The organism is Actinophytocola xanthii (assembly GCF_001921205.1).
GTDB lineage: Bacteria > Actinomycetota > Actinomycetes > Mycobacteriales > Pseudonocardiaceae > Actinophytocola > Actinophytocola xanthii.
The window spans coordinates 54,811-79,310 of the sequence record NZ_MSIE01000016.1; the positions used below are offsets into that span (position 1 = coordinate 54,811).

General features: G+C 72.8%; 20 protein-coding genes. 6 read left to right on the top strand and 14 right to left on the bottom strand.

The annotated features are described in order from the left end of the window. Positions 1-73: 73 nt before the first annotated feature. Entirely contained in the window at positions 74-1,249 is a 1,176-nt protein-coding gene (locus tag BU204_RS11025; protein ID WP_233160019.1) for an ROK family transcriptional regulator, read from the bottom strand. Between the two features lie 93 nt (positions 1,250-1,342). Between BU204_RS11025 and ggh the strand changes: the two genes are divergently transcribed. Continuing rightward, on the top strand, positions 1,343-2,683 hold the full coding sequence (ggh, locus tag BU204_RS11030) for a glucosylglycerate hydrolase (protein WP_075125520.1): 1,341 nt from the start codon (positions 1,343-1,345) through the stop codon (positions 2,681-2,683). 10 nt (positions 2,684-2,693) lie between these two features. Here ggh and BU204_RS11035 read toward each other — a convergent pair whose 3' ends face one another. The 6 genes from BU204_RS11035 to BU204_RS11060 form a co-directional block, all read right to left on the bottom strand. After that, positions 2,694-3,653 (bottom strand): sigma-70 family RNA polymerase sigma factor, encoded by a 960-nt coding sequence (locus tag BU204_RS11035; protein ID WP_075125521.1) that lies wholly within the window; start codon positions 3,651-3,653, stop codon positions 2,694-2,696. A gap of 31 nt (positions 3,654-3,684) precedes the next feature. Further along, the gene (locus BU204_RS11040) at positions 3,685-4,449 is read right to left on the bottom strand and encodes an SDR family NAD(P)-dependent oxidoreductase (protein ID WP_075125522.1); all 765 of its coding nucleotides are present in this window, start codon (positions 4,447-4,449) and stop codon (positions 3,685-3,687) included. Further along, positions 4,450-5,799 carry a mannitol dehydrogenase family protein gene (locus tag BU204_RS11045; protein WP_075125523.1) on the bottom strand — a complete coding sequence of 450 codons (1,350 nt, stop codon included), beginning with the start codon at positions 5,797-5,799 and terminating at the stop codon, positions 4,450-4,452. Then, positions 5,796-7,160 carry an MFS transporter gene (locus BU204_RS11050; RefSeq protein WP_075125524.1) on the bottom strand — a complete coding sequence of 455 codons (1,365 nt, stop codon included), beginning with the start codon at positions 7,158-7,160 and terminating at the stop codon, positions 5,796-5,798. The genes BU204_RS11045 and BU204_RS11050 overlap by 4 nt, the downstream gene beginning before the upstream one ends. Then, complete coding sequence (locus BU204_RS11055; protein ID WP_083661205.1) at positions 7,157-8,188, bottom strand: Ldh family oxidoreductase; 1,032 nt, start codon at positions 8,186-8,188, stop codon at positions 7,157-7,159. Before BU204_RS11055 ends, BU204_RS11050 begins: the two co-directional genes overlap by 4 nt. A gap of 103 nt (positions 8,189-8,291) precedes the next feature. Beyond that, entirely contained in the window at positions 8,292-9,032 is a 741-nt protein-coding gene (locus BU204_RS11060; protein WP_075125526.1) for an IclR family transcriptional regulator, read from the bottom strand. A gap of 46 nt (positions 9,033-9,078) precedes the next feature. Between BU204_RS11060 and BU204_RS11065 the strand changes: the two genes are divergently transcribed. Both BU204_RS11065 and BU204_RS11070 read left to right on the top strand, forming a co-directional pair. Then, the gene (locus BU204_RS11065; RefSeq protein WP_075125607.1) at positions 9,079-10,284 is read left to right on the top strand and encodes a cysteine desulfurase-like protein; all 1,206 of its coding nucleotides are present in this window, start codon (positions 9,079-9,081) and stop codon (positions 10,282-10,284) included. 154 nt (positions 10,285-10,438) lie between these two features. Next, positions 10,439-13,663 carry a SpoIIE family protein phosphatase gene (locus tag BU204_RS11070; RefSeq protein ID WP_158073441.1) on the top strand — a complete coding sequence of 1,075 codons (3,225 nt, stop codon included), beginning with the start codon at positions 10,439-10,441 and terminating at the stop codon, positions 13,661-13,663. Between the two features lie 15 nt (positions 13,664-13,678). On the opposite strand, the gene BU204_RS11075 is transcribed toward BU204_RS11070, so the two are convergent. The 7 genes from BU204_RS11075 to BU204_RS11105 all read right to left on the bottom strand — a co-directional run bounded on the left by BU204_RS11075 (position 13,679) and on the right by BU204_RS11105 (position 20,374). Beyond that, positions 13,679-14,044 carry an anti-sigma factor antagonist gene (locus BU204_RS11075; RefSeq protein ID WP_083661208.1) on the bottom strand — a complete coding sequence of 122 codons (366 nt, stop codon included), beginning with the start codon at positions 14,042-14,044 and terminating at the stop codon, positions 13,679-13,681. A gap of 123 nt (positions 14,045-14,167) precedes the next feature. After that, complete coding sequence (mbp1, locus tag BU204_RS11080) at positions 14,168-14,407, bottom strand: microaggregate-binding protein 1 (protein ID WP_075125609.1); 240 nt, start codon at positions 14,405-14,407, stop codon at positions 14,168-14,170. 58 nt (positions 14,408-14,465) lie between these two features. After that, a complete protein-coding gene (locus BU204_RS11085) occupies positions 14,466-14,960 on the bottom strand; it encodes a DinB family protein (protein WP_075125528.1) in 495 nt (164 codons plus the stop codon). 9 nt (positions 14,961-14,969) lie between these two features. Then, the gene (locus BU204_RS11090) at positions 14,970-16,190 is read right to left on the bottom strand and encodes a condensation domain-containing protein (RefSeq protein WP_075125529.1); all 1,221 of its coding nucleotides are present in this window, start codon (positions 16,188-16,190) and stop codon (positions 14,970-14,972) included. Between the two features lie 106 nt (positions 16,191-16,296). Beyond that, positions 16,297-18,360: an MMPL family transporter gene (locus BU204_RS11095; RefSeq protein WP_198942833.1), complete on the bottom strand. Its 2,064-nt coding sequence runs from the start codon at positions 18,358-18,360 to the stop codon at positions 16,297-16,299. A 137-nt stretch (positions 18,361-18,497) separates the two neighbouring features. Then, positions 18,498-19,202 (bottom strand): response regulator, encoded by a 705-nt coding sequence (locus BU204_RS11100; protein WP_075125530.1) that lies wholly within the window; start codon positions 19,200-19,202, stop codon positions 18,498-18,500. Continuing rightward, positions 19,199-20,374 (bottom strand): sensor histidine kinase, encoded by a 1,176-nt coding sequence (locus BU204_RS11105; protein ID WP_075125531.1) that lies wholly within the window; start codon positions 20,372-20,374, stop codon positions 19,199-19,201. Before BU204_RS11105 ends, BU204_RS11100 begins: the two co-directional genes overlap by 4 nt. Before the next feature lie 136 nt (positions 20,375-20,510). Between BU204_RS11105 and BU204_RS11110 the strand changes: the two genes are divergently transcribed. The 3 genes from BU204_RS11110 (at position 20,511) to BU204_RS11120 (ending at position 24,484) form a co-directional block, all read left to right on the top strand. After that, on the top strand, positions 20,511-21,236 hold the full coding sequence (locus tag BU204_RS11110) for a transglycosylase SLT domain-containing protein (RefSeq protein WP_075125532.1): 726 nt from the start codon (positions 20,511-20,513) through the stop codon (positions 21,234-21,236). A gap of 325 nt (positions 21,237-21,561) precedes the next feature. Then, the gene (locus BU204_RS11115) at positions 21,562-22,797 is read left to right on the top strand and encodes an MFS transporter (RefSeq protein ID WP_083661219.1); all 1,236 of its coding nucleotides are present in this window, start codon (positions 21,562-21,564) and stop codon (positions 22,795-22,797) included. 442 nt (positions 22,798-23,239) lie between these two features. Continuing rightward, positions 23,240-24,484, top strand: coding sequence for a GGDEF domain-containing protein (locus BU204_RS11120; protein WP_075125534.1), 1,245 nt, complete (start codon positions 23,240-23,242; stop codon positions 24,482-24,484). The last annotated feature ends 16 nt before the right edge of the window (positions 24,485-24,500 follow it).

Consider the following 24,500-nt stretch of genomic DNA (forward strand, 5'->3'; position numbering starts at 1 on the left):
CGGAGGGTCCTTTCCGTCGTGCTCTCGCCCCTACGTCGAACAAGCACCGCCCGGATCGACACCTCGGGCGAACTCAGCCCACGACGAGCCGGTCGATCGCACCCGGGGCGAGCACGGCCTCCGCGGCCAGGCCCGCCATGCCGACCAGCTGCGCGCGTTCGGCCAGGACCGCGGGCCCGACGTCGAGTCCGCGCGCGGCGACCTCGTGCGCCTGGTGGCCCAGCGTCTCGGCCAGCCCGGCCAGGAACGGCGGCAGGGCTCCGATCTCGCCGCCGACCCGAACCAGGTTCGGGTTGAGGATCGTCACCACGGTGGCCAGTACGGTGCCGAGCAACCGTCCGGCCTCGGTGGCGAGCGACACCGCGTGGGCCTCGCCAGCGACCACCCGACGGACGACGTCGGGCAGCGCCCGCACGCCGTCGCCGCGCAGCCGGCGGACCAGCGCGGTGCCGCTGGCCAGCGCCGCGATGCAGCCCCGCCGGCCGCAGCCGCAGCGCTCGTCCCGGTCCTCGATCCGGATGTGCCCGATCTCCCCCGCACAGCCGGTCGCGCCCCGGTGCGGGCGGCCGGCGATGACCACGCCGGCGCCGATGCCGGAGCCGACCGCCACGCCGAGCACCGTCGAGCTCGGCCGTCCGGCGGCGAGGTACTCCCCGTAGGCGAGCGCGTTGGCGTCGTTCTCCAGCTCCACACCGACCGACAGGCCGTCGGCGAACATGTCCCGCAGCGGCTGGTCCCGCCAGGCGGCCATGGTCGGCGGCATGATCGAGACACCGGTCTCCTGGTCGATCTGGCCGGGGACGGCGATACCGGCCGCCGCGAGGTCACCCGCGCGGCCCAGGGCGTCGAGCTGGCGGCGGGCCGTGTCGAGCATCCAGGGCAGGACGTGGTCCGGGGAGTGTCCGAGCGGCACCCGGTCGCTCTGCTCGGCGAGCACCGTGCCCCGCAGGTCGGCCACGCCCACGCTGACCAGGCTCGCGCCGATGCTGCCGACCACGGCCACCCGGCTGGACTGGTCGGCGGCGAGCAGCTGGGCCGGCCGTCCGCCGCTGGAGGCGCGGTGCCCGACCGGGGCGACCAACCGGTGGCGGGCGAGCGTGTCGAGGCGTTCCACCAGGGTTGCCCGCGACAGGCCGAGGTGTTCCTGGAGTTGCTGGCGGGTCAACGGGCCACGAGCCCGTAACACCGCGACAACATTGCCCGGTGAGGCCGTACTCCCGAGGCCGATTCGCCGGTTGACGTCGTCCACACCGTCCACCTAGATTGGTAAGCCATCACTTCTGTTCAGATATTAGACATAAGTGGCGCGACCAACAGTGTGACACCCCGGAGAGGCGGACCTGTGAGAACCGCGGCGGCCCCTCGCCCTCGGCTCGGCTCGGTGCAGCTCGCCGCCTGCGCGGCGTGGACGCTGGGCGGCAACGACAACGGCTCGATGATCACCGCGGCCCCGCGGCTCTACCCGCACATGTGGAGCTGGGACACGGCCTTCATCTCGATCGGGCTGGCCCACCTCAACGTCGACCGGGCAGTGCGTGAGCTGGAGACGCTGCTCGCCGCGCAGTGGCGCAACGGGATGCTGCCGCACATCGTGTTCTCCGAGGGTGGCGGGTACTTCCCCGGACCGGAGCGTTGGGGCGCCGCCGAGCTGAACTCCGACGCCCCCGACGCGCCCCGCACCTCGGGGATCTGCCAGCCGCCGGTGCACGCCATCGCCCTGCGGCGGATCGTCGACATCGGCGCCGGGGCGGCGTCCACGGCCCGCCTGCTGGCCGAGGGCTGGCCCAAGCTGTACCGCTGGCACGAGTGGCTGGTGCGCCACCGCGACCCGCACGGGACCGGCATGCTCGGCATCGTGCACGGCTGGGAGTCCGGGATGGACAACTCGCCGCGCTGGGACGACCCGTACTCGGCGGTGGTGCCGGGCCAGGACCTGCCGCCCTACGTCCGCCTGGACCGCCGGGTCGCCTCGGCGGCCGAGCGGCCCAGCGATCTGGAGTACGACCGCTACCTCTGGCTGATCGAGGAGATGCGCAAGGTCCGCTACGACGCCGCGCAGGTCGTGCGCACCTCGAGCTTCCTGGTCGGCGACGTGTTCGTGACGGCCGTCTTCGCGCTGGCGAGCGAGGTCCTGGCCACGCTTGGTAAGGAGAGCGGCCAGCCGGCGTGGCAGGTCAGGCAGCTGCGTGGCTGGGCGCACCGGTCCCGCCGGGCGGTCGTGGCCGCCTACTCGCCGCAGACCGGCCTCGCCCGCGACTACGACCGCCGAGCCAACCGCTGGCTGACGACCAGGACCATCGCCGGTTTCGCCCCGCTGCTGTGCGGCGGCCTGGACGCCGAGGACGAGGCGGCCATGCTCGCGCGCATCCTCGGGCCGGACTGGGCGGGGCATCCCGACCTGTTCGCCGCGATCCCGCCGTCGGTGTCGCCGAACGACCCGGGCTTCCGGCCGCGGGAGTACTGGCGCGGTCCGGTGTGGCCGGTGATCGCCTGGCTGTTCGGCTGGGCGTTCGAGCAGCGCGGCTGGACCGACGAGGCGAGCCGGCTGCGGGCCGAGTGCCTGCGGCTGACCGGGGACGGCGCCTTCGGCGAGTACTACCACCCGCTGACCGGCGAGCCCCTGGGCAGCAGGCACCAGTCCTGGACGGCGACCGTCGTGCTCGACTGGCTGCACTCGAGCTGAGCGGGCAGCCTCAGGCGGTGGCGGGCAGGCCGAACCGCTCGAACAGCCGGTGGTCGAAGAACGAGACCACCCGGTCGAACACCGCGCCGCTCGTCCCGTCCACCACGCTGAACACCTGCAGGCAGAACCGCTGGCCGTGGAGGTAGAGGCCAAGCGCGGGCGCGTGGTTGGCCCGCGCTGCCACCAGGCGGAAGTCCCCCGGGCCGCCCGGGCACTGGCCGGCCAGGTGGCGGTGGACGGCGTCGCGGCCGCGGAACCAGGTCGCGAACGGCGGCATCTCCCAGACCGCGTCCTCGGCCAGCAACGCCACGATCCCGTCCACGTCCTTGCGCTCGAACGCCTCGACGTAGCGTTGCAGCAGGACGCGGGTGTCCGCCGCGCTCGGCTCGGTGACCGAGTCCGGTGTCGGGGAGACCTGCTCGAGCTGGGCGCGGGCGCGCTGCAGGGCGCTGTTCACGGCCGCGGTCGTGGTGTCGAGCAGGTCCGCGACCTCGGCCGCGCGCCAGGCCAGCACATCCCGCAGGATCAGCACGGCCCGCTGGCGAGGCGGCAGGTGCTGGAGTGCCGCGATGAACGCCAGCCGGGTGCTCTCCCGCGCCGTGACGATCGTGGCCGGGTCCTCGTCGGTCGGCAGCGGCTCGAGCCACGCTGTGCCCTGCCGCTCCTCGAGCGGCTGGCCGGCCTGTTCACTCGGCCCGCCGAGACCGCTGGGCAGCGGCCGACGCCCCCGGCTCTCCAGCGCGGTCAGGCAGGCACTTGTGGCGATCCGGTAGAGCCACGTACGCAACGAGGACCGGCCCTCGAACCGGTCGAAGGCGCGCCACGCCCGCAGATAGCTCTCCTGGACGAGGTCCTCCGCGTCATGCAGCGAGCCCAGCATGCGGTAGCAGTGCGCGAGCAGCTCACGACGGTACGGATCGACCCTCGCCACGAAGTCGCTCTCGCTCACGGCCCGGCCGGCAACGGTCACCGCGCCCTCCTCTCGGCGTCCGAAGGAGACACTAATACGTGACGTGCTTGCCGCCGTCGAGGATCACCGCCTCGCCGGTGACCTGGTCCATGGCGAGCAGGCCAAGTACGGCCTGGGCCACGTGTTCTGGTTCGGAGGTTCGTCGCAGCGGTACGGTTTCGCGCTCCGCCCGCGCCCACTCCGCGAAGCCCTCCTCGCCGCGCAGGTCGGTCTGCCAGCGGGTGGCGACGGTGCCCGGCGCCACGGAGTTCACCCGGACCTCGGGGGCGAGCGCGACCGCGAGGTTGCGGGTCAGCTGGAGCAGTGCCGCCTTGCTGACCCCGTAGGCGATCGACGACCCGCCGGCACGGTACGCCGAGATCGACGCGATGTTCACCACCGCCCCGCGCGCGTCCCGCAGGTCGGCTGCGAACGCGCGCACCACCCGGAACGGGCCGAGCACGTTCACGTCGAGCACGTGCGCGAACGCCTCGTCGGTGAGGCCGTCGAGGTCCTCATGGGCAACGCGGAAGGTTGTCGCGGCGTTGTTCACCAGCACGTCCACCCGGCCGAACCGTTCCAGGACACGCCGGGCCATGGCCCGCACCTGCTCGTCGTCCCCGACATCGGCGCGTTCGGCCACCGCCTCGCAGCCCGACGCGGTCAGCTCGCCCGCGGTCGCCTCGGCGTCCTCGGCGGAGCGGGAGTAGTTCACCACCACGCCGCGCGCGCCGGCCCGCGCCAGCGCCAGCGCCGTGGCGCGGCCGATCCCGGTGCCGCCGCCGGTCACGACGGCGACCGTGTCCCGCAGGTCCATCTAGCTCCTCTCCTCGGACACCCGCCGCAGGGTCTGCTCGACGCCGTCCCGGTCCAGGCGCCTGGCCGCGTCGGCCAGCAGCGTGGTGAAGACCGGGCTGCCGGCGAGCTCGGACGGCAGGAACTCCAGTGTGGACAGCTGGTTGTGCCGGAGGTAGCCGGCCAGGGCCAGGCAGATCAGGCGCGGCTCGCGGCCGGCGGCGAGCAGCTCGGCGGCCGGCTCGAGCAGCCGCTGGGGCAGCTTGCGCGGGCCGTCCGCCCCGATCTGCGCCAACCGGTGGCTGATCCTGGGGTTGGCCAGCCGGGTGAGCAGGGTGTCGATCTCGGACTCCCCCACCTCGACGCCGAACCGGAGCAGCGACGGACCGGTCTCCTCGCGCACGAGACGGGTCGCGAAGGCGGCGAACTCCTCGCGGGCGACCGCCTCGGCGGTGCTGGCGAGCCCGGCGAGCATGCCAAGGTAGGCGAGCGCGGAGTGGGTTCCGTTCAGCAGCCTCAGCTTCGCTGCCTGTCGGGGCGCGATGTCGGCCACGAGCTCGGCGCCGGCGCGCTCCCAGGACGGGCGCCCGGCGGCGAAGTCGTCCTCGATCACCCACTGCCGGTAGGGCTCGCCGACGACCGCGGCCAGGTCGACGAGCCCGAGCCGTTCCTCGACCCGGTCGAGATCCTCCGCGGTGGTGGCCGGCACGATCTGGTCGACGACCGTGGACGGGAAGGCCACGCTGGCCTCGACCCAGTCGACGAGCTCGTGCTCGCCGCGCAGCTGGCAGAACTCGCGCACCAGGCCGCGTACGAGCCGGCCGTTGAACGGCAGGTTGTCGCACGAGAGCACGGTCTGCCCGGCACCACCGGCGCGCCTGCGCGCGGCCAGCCCGCGGACCAGCTGGCCGACCACCGTCCGCGGCGGGCGCCCGGCGAGGTCGGCCGCCACGTCCGGGTCGTCCACGCGCAGCCGCCCGGTCGCCGGGTCGTGCCGGTAGCCCGCCTCGGTGACCGTGATCGTCACGACCTCCACCTCGGACAGTCGGCTGGTGAGCAGCTCCGGCTCGGCCGGGGCGAGCAGCACCTCGCGGATGCTGTCCACGACCTCGGTCCGCTCACCGCTCGCGTCCCGCTCAACGACCGTGAACAGCCCGTCCTGTGCGGCGAGCGCGTCGCGGACGGTCGGGTTGCGTTGCCCGACGGCACAGATCGCCCAGTCGCCTGGCACCGCCGCCATGGCACGGCGGGTCAGCACCGCCTGGTGGGCGCGGTGGAAGGCGCCGAGTCCTAGGTGGACGATGCCCACCCCCGGGCGGGCACCGCCGACACCGGCGGTGGCCGCGGAGAGCCGGGGGCGGGACGAGCTCACCGGTCCGCCGTGGAGGCCCGCACCGAGGCCTCGTGGCCCGTGACGTCGACAGCGGCGATGTCCACGTCCTTGCTCTCCTTCGACAACCAGAACGCCACGAACGATATCGCTGCCGTCACGATGATCCAGATCGACACCAGCCATCCCCGGCCGTCGGCCTGCGCGACCAGCGAAGCCGCGATGAGCGGGGAGAACCCACCGAGCGCGGCGCCGATCTCGCGGGAGGCGGCGAACCCGGTGTACCGGACCCGGGCACCGAACAGCTCGGCGTAGAACGCGGGCTGCACGGCGATCATCGGGGCGAAGCCGACCGTGGTGGCGATGATCAGCGCGATCCAGATGAGCACCGGCTCACGGGTGTCGAGCAGCAGGAAGAACGGGAAGGCCCAGGCCGCGGTGAACACCACGCTGAACAGGTTGAGCGGTCGCCGTCCTATCCGGTCCGACAACCGCCCGTAGACCGGCTGCAACGCGATCACCAGCACGCTGAACATGATCACGCCCGCGAGCCCGACCCACCGTTCCAGCTCCAGAGTCTTGGTGATGTAGGTGAGGCTGTAGGTGGCGTAGATGTAGACAACGGCGGTGTCGCAGATGTGCGCGCCGATCCCGATCAGGAAGTTGCGGGGGTAGCGCTTCAGGGCGTCCATCACGGGCAGCGAGACGGTGGTCTGCTTCTGGGACATCCGGCGGAAGACCGGCGACTCGGCCACCCGCAGGCGGACGTAGAGCGCGACCGCGATCAGCAGGAAGCTGAACCAGAACGGGATCCGCCAGGCCCAGGCGAGCACTGTCTCCTCGCCGAGCGACTCGACGAGCAGGAAGACGACGGTGCCGGTGAGGAGTCCGATCTGGACGCCGGTCTGGGCGAAGGAGGTGAAGAACCCGCGCCGCTTGGGCGGCGCGTGCTCGGCAAGCAGGGTGGAGGCACCGCCGAACTCCGCGCCGGCGCCGAGGCCCTGGCACATCCGCAGCAGGGTGAGCATGATCGGCGCGGCGATGCCGATCGACTCGTAGGTCGGCAGGAGTCCGATCAGGCCGGTCGAGATGCCCATGACCAGGGTCGTGAGGACCAGTGTCGAGCGACGGCCGATCTTGTCGCCGAGGTGTCCGAAGAGGAACCCGCCGAGCGGCCGGACGGCGAACCCGACGCCGAAGGTCGCGAACCCCACGATGGTCCCGACCGCCGGGTCGTCGGTGACGAAGAAGAGCTGGTTGAACACGAGCGTCACGGCGAAGCCGTAGATGAAGAAGTCGTACCACTCCAGTGCTGTCCCGACCACGGACGCGCTGACCACCCGTCTCAGCTCGGCTGGGGTGGTGTCCTGGACGGTTCCGGCGTCGTTGACGGCTCCGGTCATGGTCGCTCCTCCTCTGAGTTCGACAATGCCCCCGGCAGGGCGGTGAGCTCCTGCCAGGTGGTCTCGGGGATGGGGATGCCGTCGCGCTCCCGCTCGCGGCGGACGCGCTCCTCGAGCTCGCCGGGGACGAGGACCTCCTCGTGCCCCTCGGCGAGCGGGGTCTCGTTGAGCCGCCGGCAGAACTGCTCGGTCTGCTCGCGGAACCGCGCTGGGGGCAGGAACGCGGCGATGTCGAAGGCCATCAGCACGGTGCCGAAGCCGCCGCGGTACTCGGGCATGCTGCCGATCCCGGTGCCCGAGAGCAGCCCGCCCACGATCTCGATGAGGACGGACAGGCCGTAGCCCTTGTGCCCGCCGAAGGGCAGCAGCACCCCGCCCGCGTAGAAGGCACCCGGGTCCGTGGAGGACCGGCCGGCCGCGTCGAGGACGAGCCCTTCGGCCACCGGCTCCCCCCGGTCCCTGGCCACCGCGAGCTTGCCCTCCGCGACGCCCGAGGTGGCCCAGTCCATCACCACCGGCGCCCCCTGCTCCCTGGGCACCGCCCAGGCCAGCGGGTTCGTGCCGAGCCGGCGCTCGCGGCCGCCGAAGGGAGCGACCGTGGCGTCGGCGTTGCCGAACGCGACGGCGACCAGGTCGTGCTCGGCCAGTGCGCTCACGTACTCGCCGAGCCGCCCGACGTGGTTGCAGTCCCGGATCGCGGCGACCGCCGAGCCCCGGGTTCCGGCGAGCCCGGTCAGCTCGCGCACCGCGTGGCTCGCCGCGATCTGCCCGAAGGCCCGCCGTCCGTGCACGACGACGGCGCCAGGACGGGTCGCCTCGGTCCTCGGCTCGGCGCGGGGGTCGATCCGGCCCCCGCGCACGTCCTCGAGGTAGGGCCCGAGCCTTCGCACCCCGTGCGAGTCGTGGCCGAGGAGGTTGGACTCGACCAGCGACCCGGCGACGATCTCGGCGTCCGCCTCGCTCGCCCCGGCGGCCACGAGGACCCGGACGGCCAGCGACCGCAGCTCCACGGCCGACACTCTTCTCATGCGTTCCACCTGACGGAATAGCGTTCCATCTGATTGCGGGCATCTTGCCACGAAACTCCGACCCTGTGAAGCCGGTCACAGATCGCTTGGGTGCGGCGGACCCTCAGTAGGCGCCGAGGGCGAGCGAGACCTCGCTCGCCGCCGCGCGGACCAGCGCGGGCAGCTCGTCGGCTGCGGTGGTCAGGTCGACCAGGGAGGCCGCGGACACCGCGCCGAGCACCTCGCCGGTGTGGTCGAACACGGCGGCCCCCACGGCGTGCACGCCGGCCTCGTTCTCCTCGTGGTCCTCCGCGTAGCCGCGTTCCCGCACCCTGCGCAGGTCACCGAGCAAAGCCTCCTCGTCGGTGAGCGTGTGCGGGGTGCGCTGGGGCAGGCCCGTGCGGCCCACGACCGCGCGGACCTCGGCGTCCGACATCGCGGCCAGGATGGCCTTGCCGATCGAGGTGCAGTGCAGCCGCAGGCTCATGCCGACGCGCGAGGCCAGGTGGTAGGGCTTGGCGCCTTCGACCTTCGCCACGTAGACCGCCTCGTCGCCGGACAGCAGTGCCAGGTGCACGGTCCACCCCGTCCGCTCCTGGAGATCGCTCAGGATCGGGCGGACCTGGTCGGCGATGTCCAGGCGCTGCAGGAACCGACCGGCCAGACTGAGAATCCGCGGGCCGCCGACGTAGCTGCCCCGGCCGTCGGTGCGCGCGAAGCCGTGCCGCACCAGCGTCTGCAGGATCCGGTGGACAGTGGGCTTGGGGAGCCGGCAGGCGGCGGCGAGGTCGGCGATGCGGTCGTGCTCGGCGAGCGCCTCGAGGACGCTGAGCGTCTTGTCCGCGGCCGACAGCGCCTCACCCATAACCCCTAATGTAGGTGAGGAGCGATCACCGGCGGTGGAGGCGAGCATGAGCTACGACGTGGCCGAGGTCCGGGCCCGGTTCCCGGCACTGGCCGAGGGGGCCGCGCACTTCGACGGCCCGGGTGGCTCCCAGACGCCGGACGCGGTGGCCGAGGCGGTCGCCGGGGTGCTGCGCTCGGCTGTGGCCAACCGCGGCCGGGTGACCCGGGCCGAGCGCCGGGCCGACGACATCGTCCTCGCGGCCCGCCAGGCGGCGGCCGACCTGGTCGGCGGGGTGCCCGACGGGGTGGTGTTCGGGCACAGCATGACCCAGCTGACCTACGACTTCGCCCGGACCCTCGCCAAGAACTGGGGTCCCGGCGACGAGGTCGTGGTGACCCGCCTGGACCACGACGCGAACGTCCGCCCCTGGGTGCAGGCGGCCACCGCGGTCGGTGCCGCCGTGCACTGGGCCGGCTTCGACCGCGAGTCCGGGGTGCTCTCGGTGGCCGACGTGGCAGCGGCGATCTCGCCCCGTACCCGCCTGGTCGCCGTCACCGCCGCGTCGAACCTGCTCGGCAGCCGCCCGGCGGTCGCCGAGATCGCCGCGGCCGCCCGCGCGGTCGGCGGCCTGACCTACGTCGACGGGGTGCACCTGACCGCCCACGATCTGGTCTCGGTCGAGGAGCTCGGCGCCGACTTCTACGCGTGCTCGCCCTACAAGTTCCTCGGCCCGCACCTCGGGTTCCTGCACGCCGCGCCGGAGCTGCTCGAACAGCTTCACCCGGACAAGCTGCTGCCGGCCACCGACGCGGTGCCCGAGCGCTTCGAGTTCGGCACGCTGCCCTACGAGGCCCTCGCCGGCACCACGGCGGCGATCGACTTCCTGGCCGACCTCGTCCCGGCCGACGGTTCCCGCCGCGAGCGGCTGACCGCATCGCTCACCGCGCTCGCCACACACGAGGCCGAGCTGCTGTCCCGGCTGGACAAGGGGTTGGCCGCGATCCCCGGGGTGACCCGGTTCGGGGACCCGAACCGCCCGCGCACCCCGACAGTGCTGTTCACCGTCGACGGCGTGCCTCCGGCGGAGGTCCACCGCCGGCTCGCCGAGCGGAACGTCAACGCCCCCGCCGGCACCTTCTACGCGCTGGAGTGCGCCCGCTGGCTGGGCATCGCCGATACCGGCGCCGTCCGCGCCGGCATCGCCCCGTACACCGACGAATCCGATGTGGACCGGCTGCTGGCCGGCGTCACCGAGATCACCGGGTCCTGAGCGGGCGCGGCGGCGGTACGCTGAGCCGATCGGAGCGGAGACGGACCCGCCCCGGCCACCCGGAAACGGCTCGACGACGCCGAACACCGCACGAGCCGTGCCGGATGGCCAGTGTGCGCGCCGGGACAGCGACAGCCGGGGGTGGGGCGACACCGTGACCAGCGAGACCGACGCCGGCCGGCGGCGCATGCGCACGCTCGGCGACCTCGCCCAGCGGATCGCCGGGTGTACCGAGGTCGACCAGGTCGGAGCGGTCGCGGCCAGCACGCTCGCCGCCGACCCTGCGGACCTCCCGTTCGCCCAGGTCTACCTGTGCCAGGGCGCCGATCTGCGGCTGGTTGCCGTGGTACCGGACAGCGGCATCCCGGCCACCGCACCGCCGGCGCTGACCGAGGTGCTCACCGAGGAGCTGCCGACCACCCTGCCCGCCGGGCTGTTCACCGACGTCGCCGAGCCTGGGGCACGGGCACTCGCCCTGCCGCTGGCCGACGGACCGGACGTGCTGGGCGTGCTCGTGGCCGGGCTCAACCCGCACCTCGAGCTCGCCGGGGCCTACCGCGAGTTCCTCGACCTGCTCGCCGCGGCGCTGGCCGCCGGGATCCAGAACGCCGCGGCACACCAGGCGGGACGCCAGCGCATCGAGGTCCTCGAGGAGCTCGACCGGGCCAAGACCGATCTGTTCGCCAACGCCAGCCACGAGCTGCGCACACCGCTGACCCTGGTTTCCGCGCCGGCCGAGGAGGCGCTCGCGGACACCGACGACCCGCTGCCGCCCGCACAGCGCGAGCGCATCCGGCTGGTCCGCCGCAACGCGGCCCGGTTGCGGCGGCTGCTCAACAACATCCTCGACTTCACCCGCATCTCCGGCGGCGGCCTGCGGGCCGACCTGGTCGCCACCGAGCTCGCCGAGCTGACCAGCGCGGTCGCCGCCGCGTTCGCGCCCGCCGTGGAGCGGGGCGGGCTGCGGTTCAACGTCGACTGCCCGCCGCTGCCGCGGATGGTGTTCGTCGACCGCGAGATGTGGGAGCGGATCGTGCTGAACCTGCTCTCCAACGCGCTCAAGTTCACGCTCGCCGGCTCGATCACGATCCGGCTCGCCGGCGACGACGACGTGGTGCGGCTGACCGTGGAGGACACCGGCATCGGGATCCCGGAGGACCAGATCCCCCTGGTGTTCCAGCGGTTCCACCGGGTCCAGGGCAACGTCGGGCGCACCAGGGAGGGCGCCGGGATCGGCCTGGCGCTGGTGCACGAGCTGGTCGGCCTGCACGGCGGCACGGTGTCGTTGGCCAGCGAGGCCGGCAGCGGCAGCACCTTCGAGGTGCGCATCCCCTACGGCTCCGGCGCGATGACCTCCGCCGCACCGGAGCCGGCGTGGGTGCGGGAGGTGCACCTCGCCGAGGCGCTGGGCTGGATGCCCGACTCGCCCGCACCGCCGGTGGGTCCCGGTGCCGCCGCCCCGGTGCTCGTCGTCGAGGACAACGCCGAGCTGCGCGGGTACCTCGTCCGCCTGTTAAGCCCTCAATGGGCCGTCCGGTCGGCGGCAGACGGCGAGGCGGCCCTCGCCCTGGCCAAGGCGGTGAAGCCGGCGCTGGTGCTCACCGACGTCGGCATGCCGCACATGGACGGGCTGGCGCTGCTCAACGCCCTGCGCGAGGACCCGGCGACCCAGGACGTGCCGATCATCCTGCTCTCCGCCCAGGCGGGCGCGGAAGCCACCGCGAACGCCCTGCACGCCGGGGCCGACGACTACCTGGTCAAGCCGTTCTCCTCGGTGGAGCTGCTGGCCAGGGTGCGCTCCACGATCGAGCTGGCCCGGCTGCGGGCGCACCACAGCGAGCGGGAGGCGGTCCAGGCCCGGTTCGCCACGCGGCTCGCCGGCGCCACCGACGTGGGTGAGGTGCTGGCGATCGCCGGCGAGCACCTGGGCGCGTCCTGGCGCACGAGCTCGGTGGTCGTCGCCAGCTGGTCGGCGACCGGGCACCCCACCGTGGTCCAGGGACCGACCTGGGAGGCGCTGCCCGCCCATATCCGGGAGGTGCTGGGCGAGCTGCGCCGGCACGTCGGGCCGGCCGTGCTCGCCCGGCCGGCGGACCCGCTCACCGGGGAGGGCGCCGGGATCGGGGCGACGGTCGAGGTGGTCGGCGACGACACGGCGGTCTGGCTCGAGCTGCCCGCCACCCACGCGGTGACCAGCGCCGACCGCGACCTGCTCCGCGCGTTGGGGGCACAGCTCGGGCTCGCGCTCAGCCGCGCCCGCTCCTACCAGCAGCAGCGGACCGTCGCGGTCACCCTGCAGCGGTCCATCCTCGGTCCGGCCAGCCCGCCGGGGCGCGGGTTCGCGGTCCGCTACGAGCCGGCACACCGACCGCTGGAGGTGGGGGGCGACTGGTACGACATCGTTGACCTGCCCGACGGGGGCACCGGTCTGGTGGTCGGCGACTGCGTCGGACGAGGCCTGCCAGCGGCGGCCGTGATGGGACAGCTGCGCAGCGCCTGCCGCGCGCTGCTGCTCCAGGACACCAGCCCTGCCCAGGTGCTCAGCGTGCTGGACGGCTTCGCCGGGATGCTCGAGGGCGGTCTCTGTACGACGGTGCTCTGCGCCTACCTGTCCCCGACCGGGACGCTGACCTACAGCTCGGCCGGGCACCCGCCGGGCATTCTCATCGACGTCGACGGCGTCCCCACACTGCTCGACCGGGCGACCTCGGTCCCCCTCGCCGTCCGGGGCAGAAACCCCCGGCGGGAGGCCACGGTGTCGCTCACCCCGGGCTCCACGCTGATGCTCTACACCGACGGCCTGGTGGAACGCTCCGGCGTGGTGATCGACACCGGCATCGAGGCGGTGGTGTCGGTCCTCGCCGCCGGCCGGCGGATGCCCGAGGAGGCGCTGGTGGACCGGGTCCTCGGCGCCGCCAGCTCGCGGATCGGCAGCGACGACGTCGCCGTCCTGCTCTACCGGCACGCAGCGAAGGGCACCGCCCGGTTCGCCCGCTCGTTCCCGGCCGATGCGACGGAGTTGCGTCCGGCCCGGCTCGCGCTCCAGGCCTGGCTCGCCGCCAGGGAGGTCGACCAGGACGTGGTCGAGCGTGCGGTCCTGGCCGCCGCCGAGGCGTGGACCAACGCCGCCGAGCACGGCTACGGCCTGGACCGCGGATGCACCGTCTACACGACGGCCACCGTGCACGAGGGCACGTTGGAGATCGCCGTGTCCGACCTCGGCGGCTGGCGGACGCCCGGGCCACCGTCCAACCGGGGCCGCGGCATCCTGCTCATGAAGGGGCTCTGCGACACGGTCGCGATCGAGGCGACCGAGGAAGGGACGACGGTCCACCTGACGCTCTCGACCACCGCGCCGAATGACGAGGCGAAGACCTGAGCGAGGGCGGGGCGGCTACTCCGCGGCCCTGGTCGCCAGGGCTTCGTCGAGGCTCCCGTGCATCGAGAACACCTCGTCCAGGGCGGTGACCTGGATCGCCCGGGGCACGACGGTCCCGGTCGCGACCAGCGCGAGCTGGCCGCCGCGCTCCAGGCACTGGTTGTTGAGCTCGACCAGCAGGGCGAGTCCGGCCGATCCGATGAAGGTCAGCCCCGAGAGGTCGACGACCAGCGGCGACGGCGGGGGCGACGCCTCGGTCACGCCCTCCAGGCGCTCGCGCAGCACCGGCACCGTGGCCAGGTCCAACTCGCCACCAACCGACACCACGACCGCGCTTCCGCGGGAGTCGATGTCCACGGTGAGCAGATCCGAGGAACCCACTGCGCCTCCAGTCGAGTCACGAGACCGGCGGCTAGCCTACAAACCCTCATCCGGATGTCGGTGCCAGGTCCCGCGAACGGCGGCGCCGGCGGGATCACCCGCCGGCGCCGGTCGCTGTGGAGCTCATCGGTCCTGGTGGGACCGTTCTCTCGCCTCGTGCAGGTCGGCCTCGGCGCGCGCCCGGTCGGCGGCGGCCTCCTTCTCGGCGACCTCGCGCTGCGCGGCGGCCTTGTCCTGCTGGGCCTGTCCCTCGCGGACCTTGGAGTCGTCGCCGACGATCGCGCCGGCCGCTTCCTTGAACCTGCCCTTGATCTCCTCGACGGCGCCCTTGACGCCCTCGGACGGACCGCTCCTGTCAGACACCACGTCCTCCTCCGGGTCGACAGATCCTGCTGGTCGAGAGGTACCCCGGAGAGCGGGGTCACGAAACCAGCGCGTCGATCTGCTCCCGGAGGATGTCCATGTGTCCGGCATGGCGGGCCGTCTCCTCTACGAGGTGGGCGAGCAGCCAGCGCACCGACACCGCCCCCCGTGAGTAGTGCGGCACCTCCTCGTCTAGTTCGTGGCGGGCGACGGTCGCCCGCGAGCCCGCGCACACCGCCCGGTAGTCGTCCAGGAGCGACTCGACGGTGTCCTCAGGGCCCACGGTGAACTCCCAGTCCCGCTCGTGGTCGCGCCGGTTGTCCCCCGTGCGGGCCCCGAGCACCTGGTGGAACCATCCGAACTCGACCCACCGGAGGTGCTTGACGACCCCGCCGAGCGTGGTCAGCGACGGGACCAACCGACGTCGGGCGTCGACCTCGGACACGCCGCTCAGCCGATCGACGACGGCGTCCCGGTGGACGTCGAGGTAGCGCTCGAGCACAACCCGTTCCGAACCGGTGTAGAACGTGTCCTCAGCTGCTGGATGGCTCATGCCGGCACCCTACGCCGTCGGTCCAACCCGTTCGGGCTTCGTCTGGTAGGCGGCGGTGAACAGGAGATTCTCCAGGGCACGCAGGCTCTCCTCGACCGGCACGAGGGTCGTGTCGGAGTGCAGCGTGACCTCCCCCCGGCCGATCGTGAGGTGGCAACCGCCGACCGGACGGGGACCGGCCGGCGGCGGTTCGTGGTGACCCAGCGGCCGGTCGTCGACCCGGGCGAACACCCCGCCGCCGACGGCCTTCGCGAGCCGGTCCGGGTCGTAGCGGCCGAAGCGGTGCGAGCGCACGACAGCCCGCCAGGTCTGCTGGACGAGGTCGCCGAACGCGGGGACGGCGAGGTCCAGCACGACCAGCCCGTCCTGCGCGATCGCGGCCACCACGTCGCGCCGGTCGGGGTAGAACCGGTTGGTCACGACAGTGCGCACGGCGACCGTCCGCTCGCCGGTCACCGTCCCGAACACCGCCGCGGCCGCGGCCAGGAAGACCGTCGACTGGCGCACGCCGTGCCGCTCGGCGATCGCGTGCGCGGCGTTGCCGAGCGCGACCGAGCGCAGGGTGACCGCCGTCGGTTCGCCGGCCGGCGCGGTGACCGGCGCTACCCGGCGCAGTTCGCTGGTCCAGAACCGGATCGCGCGGTCGGTGAGGTCGCCGGCCGTGCGCTGCTGCTCGGCGTCGTCGGCGGGCTGGGCCGCCGACCGGACCGGCAGCGCGCCGCGCAGCAGCAGCCCCAGGTCCTTCACCACGAGCTCGATGCCGTGGTCGTCGACCGCGAGCGGGCTGCACACCAGCACCACGTGGCGCACGATGTTCTCCGCCACCACGACCGCCACCCGCAGCGGCCACTCCCCGACGTGGTTGAAGGGCGCGGCGACCAACCGGGTCCTGGCGTCCACCGCGCTCGCCTCGGCCTCCTCGACCGAGCACTCCAGCACCTCGACCGGCAGGGTCCCGCCCTCGGACACCTGCTGGCGGACCAGCTCGGCGACGCCGTCGGCCAGGTCCGCCGGCAGCTCCTCGGGCCGCTCGGGACCGATCAGCCGGGTGCGCAACGCCTCGTGCCGGCCGACCAACGCGGCGACCGCGTCGGCGGCCAGGGGGAGCAGCACCGGTGGGGTGGCGACCACCCGGGCGAGGTTGAGCGCACTTCGCTGCCGCATGACGTGCCGCTGGCCCCAGGTGAGCGGCGCGACGACGCCCCGCTCACCCGTGAACACGATCTTCATCTGACCTGACCTTCGCGGCGCGTTGCCGAAGAGGAACCCGGACGGCGCCGGAGTCTGGCACGGGCGGATCACGTGAACAAGAGACCGTCCGGGTGGTCACGCGTGATCATCGCCCGGTCACCCGATCCCCTTCCAGCGGCACATGGGGCAGCCGCCGCTCGAGCCCGCGGGGCAGCCACCAGGCCCGCGCGCCGAGGACCCGCATCACCGCCGGCACGACCAGGCACCGGATCACCAGGGCGTCCACCAGCACCGCGACGGCGAGCCCCAGCCCGAACTGGCGCAGCATCCGGTCCGGGCTCAGCAGGAACGCGCCGAACACCACGACCATGATCGCGGCCGCCGCGGTGATCACCCCACCGGTGGCGGCCAGGCCCTCGCGCACCGCACGGGACGCGTCACCGCTCCGGCGCCACTCCTCGTGCATCCGCGACACCAGGAACACCTCGTAGTCCATGGACAGCCCGAACACGATCGCGAAGATCATCACCGGAACGAAGGCCTCCACCGGCCCCGGCTGCGCCCCGAACCAGCCCTCCTGGAACACGAGCGTGACCACGCCGAGCGACGCGCCGATGCTCAGCAGGTTGAGCACGGCGGCCTTGAGCGGGACCAGGACCGACCGGAACACCACGACCAGCAACAACGCGGACAGGCCCACCACGACGAGGACGAACAGCGGCAGGCGCTCACCCACGGCCGCGGCGAAGTCGTCGGCGGCCGCGGTCGAGCCGCCCAGGAGGTAGGTCGCGCCGGTGCGCTCGGCGAGCGGCGGCAGCACCTCGGTGCGCAGCCGCGTGACGAGCTCGTTGGTCGCCGCGTCCTGCGGGGAGCTGCGCGGGTACACCAGCAGCAGCCCAAGCTCCCCGCTCTCCTGGGGCTCGCCGACCCGGGCCACCCCCTCGGTCGCCGCCACGGCCTCGGCCAGCGCGTCCAGGGCGGACCGGTCGCCCTGGGCCACTGCCACCAGCGGCCCGTTCACGCCGGGCCCGAAGCCTTCGGCGAGCAGGTCGTGGGCCTGCCGGCTGGTGCTCGCCGGGGACTCGGTGCCGGCGTCGGCGAACCCGAGGTGCATCCCGAGCGTCGGCAGCGAGAGGCCGACCAGCGCCGCGAAAGACACGACCAGGACCGGCCACGGGCGGCGCTGCACGACGCCGGCCCACCGCCGCCACCGGTCGCCGTCGCCGCGGCGCCCTCGCAGCACTGCCCGCTCGATCCGCGGGCCGAACAGCGTGAGCAGCGCCGGCAGCAGCGTGATCGACGCGACCATCGTGACCAGCACGGTCAGCGAGACGGCCAGCGCGACGCCGCGCAACGAGCCGAGGCCGAGTGCGAGCAACCCAAGCAGCGCGATCATCACCGTGCACCCGGCGAACAGCACCGAGCGCCCGGCGGTGGAAAGCGCCGTCCTCGCCGCCGCCGTCCGGTCGCCCCCGCGCCGCAGCTCGCCGCGGAACCGGCTGAAGATCAGCAACGCGTAGTCGATGCCAACGCCGAGACCGACCAGCATCATCAGCGGCGGCGCGTAGCTCGGCAGGTCCACCAGCCAGCTGGCGAGCATGATCACCCCGAGCGTGCTGCCGACCGCGAACAGCGCGGTGACCAGCGGCAGCGCCGCGGCCAGCAGGGACCCGAACATGAACACGAGGATCACCAGCGCGGCGAGCATCCCTGCGCCCTCGGCCGCGCCGCCCGCACCCTCCTCCGCGCCCCGGACCGCGTCCCCGCCGAGCTCGACCCGCAGCCCGTCGCCCTCGGCCGCCTTGGCCGTGTCGATGATCCGCCGCACGTCCTCGGCCGGTACGTCGCCAGCCTGGCCGTCCAGCGTCATGGTGAGGAAGCCGATGCGGCCGTCCTCAGCCACCGTCGGCCGCTCCTGCACCGCGTCGACGCGGGGCAGCGCGGCGACCTGGGCCACCAGCCCGGCCAGCCGCCGCTCAACCTCGGCGCCGCGCAGATCGCCCTCGAGCACGATCTGCACGCTGTCGCCGGACCGGCGCGGCGCCTGCTCGGCGAGCGCCTCGGCGACCCGCGCCGACTCGGTCCCCGGCAGCGAGTGGTCGTCGCGGTAGTCGCTGCCGACGACCTGCGACACGGCGGTGACGCCGGCCGTGACCAGCAGCCACAGCAGCAACGCCCGCCAGTGGTGTCGCTGCGACCAGCCCGCCACGCGGGCGAGCGCTCCGTCTCCTACGGTCCTGTCTTCCCTGTCTGCCACCCTGGTTCGCACGCCGCACAGGCTGTTGCACGGGCGGGGTTCCGGTCGTCGGGCCGGGGTTGGCACCCGGCGTACGACTCCGGTCGCCCTCAGGGCCTTCCCGTACCCCTGGAGTTGTCCCCCCGCGAGGCGTCCAGCCAGCGCGGGGTGACCACACCGGACTCGTAGGCCAGCACCACGAGCTGCGCCCGGTCGCGGGAGTCCAGCTTGGTCAGGATCCGACTGACGTGGGTCTTCGCCGTCGCCGGGCTGAGCACGAGGCGCTCGGCGATCTCGTCGTTGGACAGGCCGGCCGCGACCAGCGCGAGCACCTCGCGCTCCCGCTCGGTGAGCGAGTTGAGCCGCGGGTGCGGACGCGGGGGCACGGCCCGGCCGGCGAACTCCGCGATCAGCCGGCGGGTGATCGCCGGGGCGAGCAACGCGTCGCCGCGGGCCACCACCCGCACGCCGTGGATCAGCTCGGCCGGTTCGGTGTCCTTGACCAGGAACCCGCTCGCCCCCGCCCGCAGCGCGCCGTAGACGTAGTCGTCGAGGTCGAAGGTCGTCAGGATGATCACCCGCACGTCGGCCAGCCGCCGGTCGGCGAGGACGCGCCTGGTGGCGGCCAGCCCGTCCAGCTGCGGCATCCGGATGTCCATCAGCACGACGTCGGGCCGCAGCTCGCCGGCCAACCGCACGGCCTCGACGCCGTCACCCGCCTCGCCGACGACCTCGATGCCGTCCTCGCCACCGAGGATCGAGCGGAAGCCGGCCCGTACCAGGGTCTGGTCGTCGGCCAGCAGGACCCTGATCATGCCGCCTCGAACGGCAGCAACGCCCGCACCCGGAACCCGCCGCCGGCACGGGAGCCGACGGTCAGCGACCCACCCAGCGCCCGCGCGCGCTCCCGCATGCCCCGGATGCCGCTGCCGTCCCCGGCGTCCGGCTCTCCACCCTCGCCGTCACCCAGGCCGTCCCCCAGGCCGTCACCCGGGCCATCGTCGTCCACCTCCACCCGGACCTCCCGTTCGGTGTACCTGATCCGGACCACGGCACTGGCCGCTCGGGCGTGCCGGCAGACGTTGGTCAGCGCCTCCTGGACGATCCGGTAGGCGGCGAGGTCCACCCTGGGCGGGACGCCGGCGGGGTCCCCGGCCACCTCGCTGCGCACGGCCAGCCCGGTGGAGCGAGCCCCGTCGAGGAGCTCGTCCAGCGCGGCCAGGCCCGGCACCACCAGCGGTGCCCGCTCGTCGGCCTGGCGCAGCACGCCGAGGGTGGCCCGCAGCTCGCGCAGGGCCTGGTGGCTGGAGTCCTTGATCGCCGCGAGCGCGGACCGCTGCTCGTCGGCGCCGTCGCGGTCCAGCCGGTGCAGCGCGGCGCTGGCCTGCACGTTGATCAGCGAGATGTTGTGCCCGAGCACGTCGTGCAGCTCCCGGGCGATCCGCAGCCGTTCCTCGGTGGCCCGCTGGCTGGCCAACGCCTCCCGGCCCCGCTCGGCCGCCACTGCCCGTTGCTCGGCCTCCCGCAGAAACGCCTTGCGGTGGTGCACGACGAACCCCACCGCGAGCACCGCCACCAACCAGCCCGTCAGCATGAACAGCGCGATGTCGTCGAGGTGGCGGCGCGAGCCGGCGAACTCGCCGACCAGCGTGAGCGCCATCGCGACGACGGCCGCGCCGGTCGAGAACGCCATCCGCCCCTGTGCCGCGGCCGAGAACAGGGCGACCACGAAGGTCAGCAGGACAGGGCTTCCCGGTCCGGTCAGCGGGTAGTAGAGCGCACAGGCGAGCAGCGTGGTGCAGAGCACCGCCACCGGGTACCGCCGCCGCCAGGCCAGGACCCCGCAGGCGGTCGTGAGCAACGTCCAGCCCAGCAGGGTCATCGACCCACCACCGCGGGCGGCGGAGGCGAGCGTGGACCCGATGACGAACAGGGCGGTCGCGGCGACCACCAGGCCGTCCACCCACCGCCCGCGCCAGGAACCCATGCGCGCAGCATAAGGAGCGTTCGAGGGGCCGTCGTCGGCTCAGAGATGTACGAGTTCGTGCTCCGCCGTGCAACCCGGGTGCCCCGCCGTGCACCGGTCGTGGTGCCGGCGCCCTCGGCGGGGACATCCTCGGGCCATGAGCACGCTCTCGCCCGAGGAGATCGCCCGGCACGCCTACGACGCCGGGTTCCGCGGCCACGGCCTGACCACTGCCGTCGCCGTCGCCCTGGCCGAGTCCGGCGGCCGCACCCGAGCCCACAACGACACCCCGCCGGACGACTCCTACGGCCTCTGGCAGATCAACATGATCGGCGCGCTCGGTCGCGAGCGACGCGACCAGCTCGACCTCGACGCGGACCGCGACCTGTTCGACCCGGCCGCCAACGCCCGCGCGGCCTTCGCGATCTCCGAGGGGGGCGAGTCCTTCCGCCCCTGGACGACCTTCACCACCGGCCGGCACGAGCGGTACCTCGACCAGGCCCGGCGCGCGGCGCGGGCGGTGCGCCGCGAGAACCGCGGCGGCGGCGGGGAGGGCGACCGGGACGGCTTCCTCGTCGATCCGGACGCCCTCACCGACTACGCTCGGCGCGCCGGGGCCATCGCCGACGAGCTCACCGCGCTGCGCCGGAACCAACTGCGTGGGATGCGCGGGCTCGCCGAGGACAGCTTCGGCCGGATCGGTGCGGAGACCGGCTTCGCGGCAGCACTCGACCGGTTCGGTCACGCTCTGTCCCACCAACTCCGGGGAGTCGCGCGCTCGGCCGACACGGTCGCCGGCTCGGTGACGAGAACGGCGAGGCACTACCGCGAACAGGAGTCGGACATCGCCGACGAGCTGTTGGGGCTGTTGCGAGACAAGTAAGGTCTCGCCTGTCCCACCCCCTCGGGCAAGAGCGGGTGGAGCCGTGTCGACACCAGCGTTGAGCTGCATCTATGCTCGGCGAAATAGACTGAAAGGACTACAACTGGCATCTGGGAAAACCGGGCTGTCATCCACCGACACCCACGGTCCACACCGGTGCCGGTACTCTGTGCTACGTGGTGATGACCGGGCGAGCATCACCCGGCGCACGAGAGGTAGTTGACCGTACGCAACGCGTGGTGAGTGTCGACGGTCGACGGCATGCGGGGTCCCGTCCCCGCTGCCGGGCGGAATCTGCGACGAGAGGTCGACACGGGGGTTGACGTTGAGCCAACGGGCGCCTGGGTTCTCCGCCGTGCTGGCGGTCCCGGAGTTCCGTGCGCTCTGGTTCGCAGAAGCACAATCGATCTTCGGTGACCAGCTGGCGAAGGTCGCCCTCACGATCCTCGTCTACGACCGGACGGGCTCGGCCCTGTGGGCAGCCCTGGTCTACGCCCTGACGTTCCTCTCCGCGCTCGCCGGAGGCCTCGGGCTGTCCCAGCTGGCCGACCGGTTCCGTCGTCGCCAGCTCATGGTGGGCTGCACAGCGGCCCAGGCGGTGCTGGTCGCGCTGATGGCGATCCCGGGGATGCCGATCCCCGTGCTCTGCGGGCTGGTGGTGGCCGTCGGCCTCGTGCAGTCCCCGGCCGCGGCCGCCCAGAACGCGGTGACCAGGGAGATCTTCACCGACGACGCGCTCTACCTGCGCAGCCAGGACCTGCGTGGGATCACCACCAACACGCTGATGCTGCTCGGGCTGGCCGGCGGCGGCCTGCTGGTCGTGGGCATCGGCACGAGCTGGGCACTGGCCATCAACGCGGTGACGTTCCTGGTCAGCACGGTCGTCGTGCACCGCTTCGTGAAGAACCGGAGCGCGGCGGGCAGCAGCGAGGACGGCTGGTTCGGCGCGGCCCGCTACGTGTTCGGCACCAGCCGGCTACGCGTGTTGATCACGCTGTCCTGGCTGGTCGGACTGGTCGTCATCCCCGAGGGCCTGGTCGCCCCGCTGGCCGAGGAGCTCAACGCGTCCTCGGCGATGGTCGGCGTGCTGCTGGCCGCCGACCCCCTGGGCTTCGTCGTCGGCACCTACATCCTGAGCCGGTTCGTGGCCGCGCACCAGCGGGTTCGAATCATGGGCGCGCTCGCGGTGTGCTCGTCGGCGACGCTGATCGCCTTCGCGTTCGACCCGCATGTCGCGCTCGCCGTGTGCCTGCTCGCGCTCGCCGGCGCGTTCGGCGCGTACCAGATCACGGTCAGCGCCACGTTCACCTCACTCGTCCCCAACGAGATTCGAGGCGGCGCGTTCGGGGTAATCCGAACAGGTCTACGTGTGTCACAGGGCGTAGGCGTCGCCGTCGGCGGCGCCGTGGCGGAGGGCCTGGGCTCGACGACCACGACGATCGCGTTCGCCGGGGTGCTCGGGGTGGCCATCGCCATTCCCGCGAGCTTGGCGTGGTCGCGGCTCAACCGCTCCTCGGGGAAGGCACACGCGGTGCCCAACCTGAACACACAGCCCTCATGACACCCGCGCTGTCGGGAGTGGACAGGCAACGGAGCGCACAGAGAAAGTCACAGATCGCGGTCCCGCATCACGGTTCACCTCCCTGGCGGTGTCACCAGAGCCGACCTCGAACGTGTCGGCAAGACATTGTGTCAGATGGTCACAAGTCACGGTCTGCCATCAGAGTTCACCTCCCCGGGTGCGCCGGGATGGTAGCGACACCGGCCGGAGCACGGTTCCCCCCTCCTTCGAGGCACACTTGGCTGTGTCACGAATGGAGGGACACTTGTCCACGAGTTCCACCGCTCACGAGGGGCCCGGGCGAGCATCACGCGATCCGGCGGGCCCGGCGGGGGACCACGTCGGAGGAAGGAACGATCAGCACGCTGAGGGCCACGTACCAGGGTCACCCATTAGTGTGAACGATGCGCGTGAATCGCGACACTACGGAGGCAAGTTTGTAGTGGGGCTGCAGCGGTGGGCGTTCTGGCGGCAGCGACCGAGGCTGATCGCCTACGTTCTGCTGTGCGAGCTCGCGGCGATCACGAGCATCGTCCTGGCCGCGTTCACCGCGGCGATGCCCGTCCAGGACGACTGGTTCCGGTTCCTGACCCTGGCCGCGTGCGCGACGGTCCACCTACAACTGTCCAGCCGGCAGGAGGAGCGCCGCCGGTCGCGGAAGCCGACGGTGCAGATCGACCTGGTCGGCATCTGGTCGTTCGCCGGCGTGGTGGTGCTGCCGATCCATCTGGCACTCCTCGGCATCGTGTTCAGCCGGACCCAGCGCTGGTTCGTCGCCCGCCGCCCCCTGTACCGGTTCATCTTCTCGACCTCGAGCGTGCTGCTAGCCGCCGTCGCCACCCACGAGATGGTGACCGCGTTCGGCGTGCGGGCCTGGTCGCGGACGACCGTGTTGGACTCGTTCACCGAGTTCGGCATCCTGCTGCTCGGCGGGTTCGTCTACTTCTCGGCGCAGGCGGTCATCATCGGCATCGGCGCGATCCTGCTGAGCACGTCGCGTCCCACGATCCGGACCGTCCTCGGCACGAAGGACGACAACGAGCTCGAGGCGCTGACGATCGCACTGGGGACGGTCGCGGCCATCCTGCTCGTCAACATGCCGGCGGCGCTCGCGATCATCGTCGTGGTGAGCATCATCGGCAACCGCATCGCCGAGGTGCGGCAGTTGCAGGTGGACGTCCGCACCGACCCGAAGACCGGCCTGCTGAACATGCGCGGCTGGCGGGAGGGAGCGGAGCGGGCGCTGGCCCGGGTGGAACGGGCGAACAGCTCCGCCGCCGTGCTGATGGTGGACCTCGACCACTTCAAGTCCATCAACGACACGTGGGGCCACCCCGCCGGCGACGACATGCTCGAGTACGTCGCCCACGCCCTGCGCGGCGCGACCCGCCCCAGCGACATCCTCGGCCGCTTCGGCGGCGAGGAGTTCGTGGTCCTGCTCCCCGACGCCGACGCAGACGAGGCGAAGCTGGCCGGCGAACGCATCCGCCGCATGATCTCCGAGCTGCACGTCCCCACCACCGACAAACGCGGGGGACCGGTCGCCATCACCAACCGCACGACCTCCATCGGCGTCGCCATCTACCCCGACCACGCCAAAGGCCTGGGCGAGCTGCTCCAACACGCCGACGCCGCGGTCTACGAAGCCAAGGAGAACGGCCGCGACCAGGTCCGCGTCTCCTCCTGACCGCACCGCTGGCCGT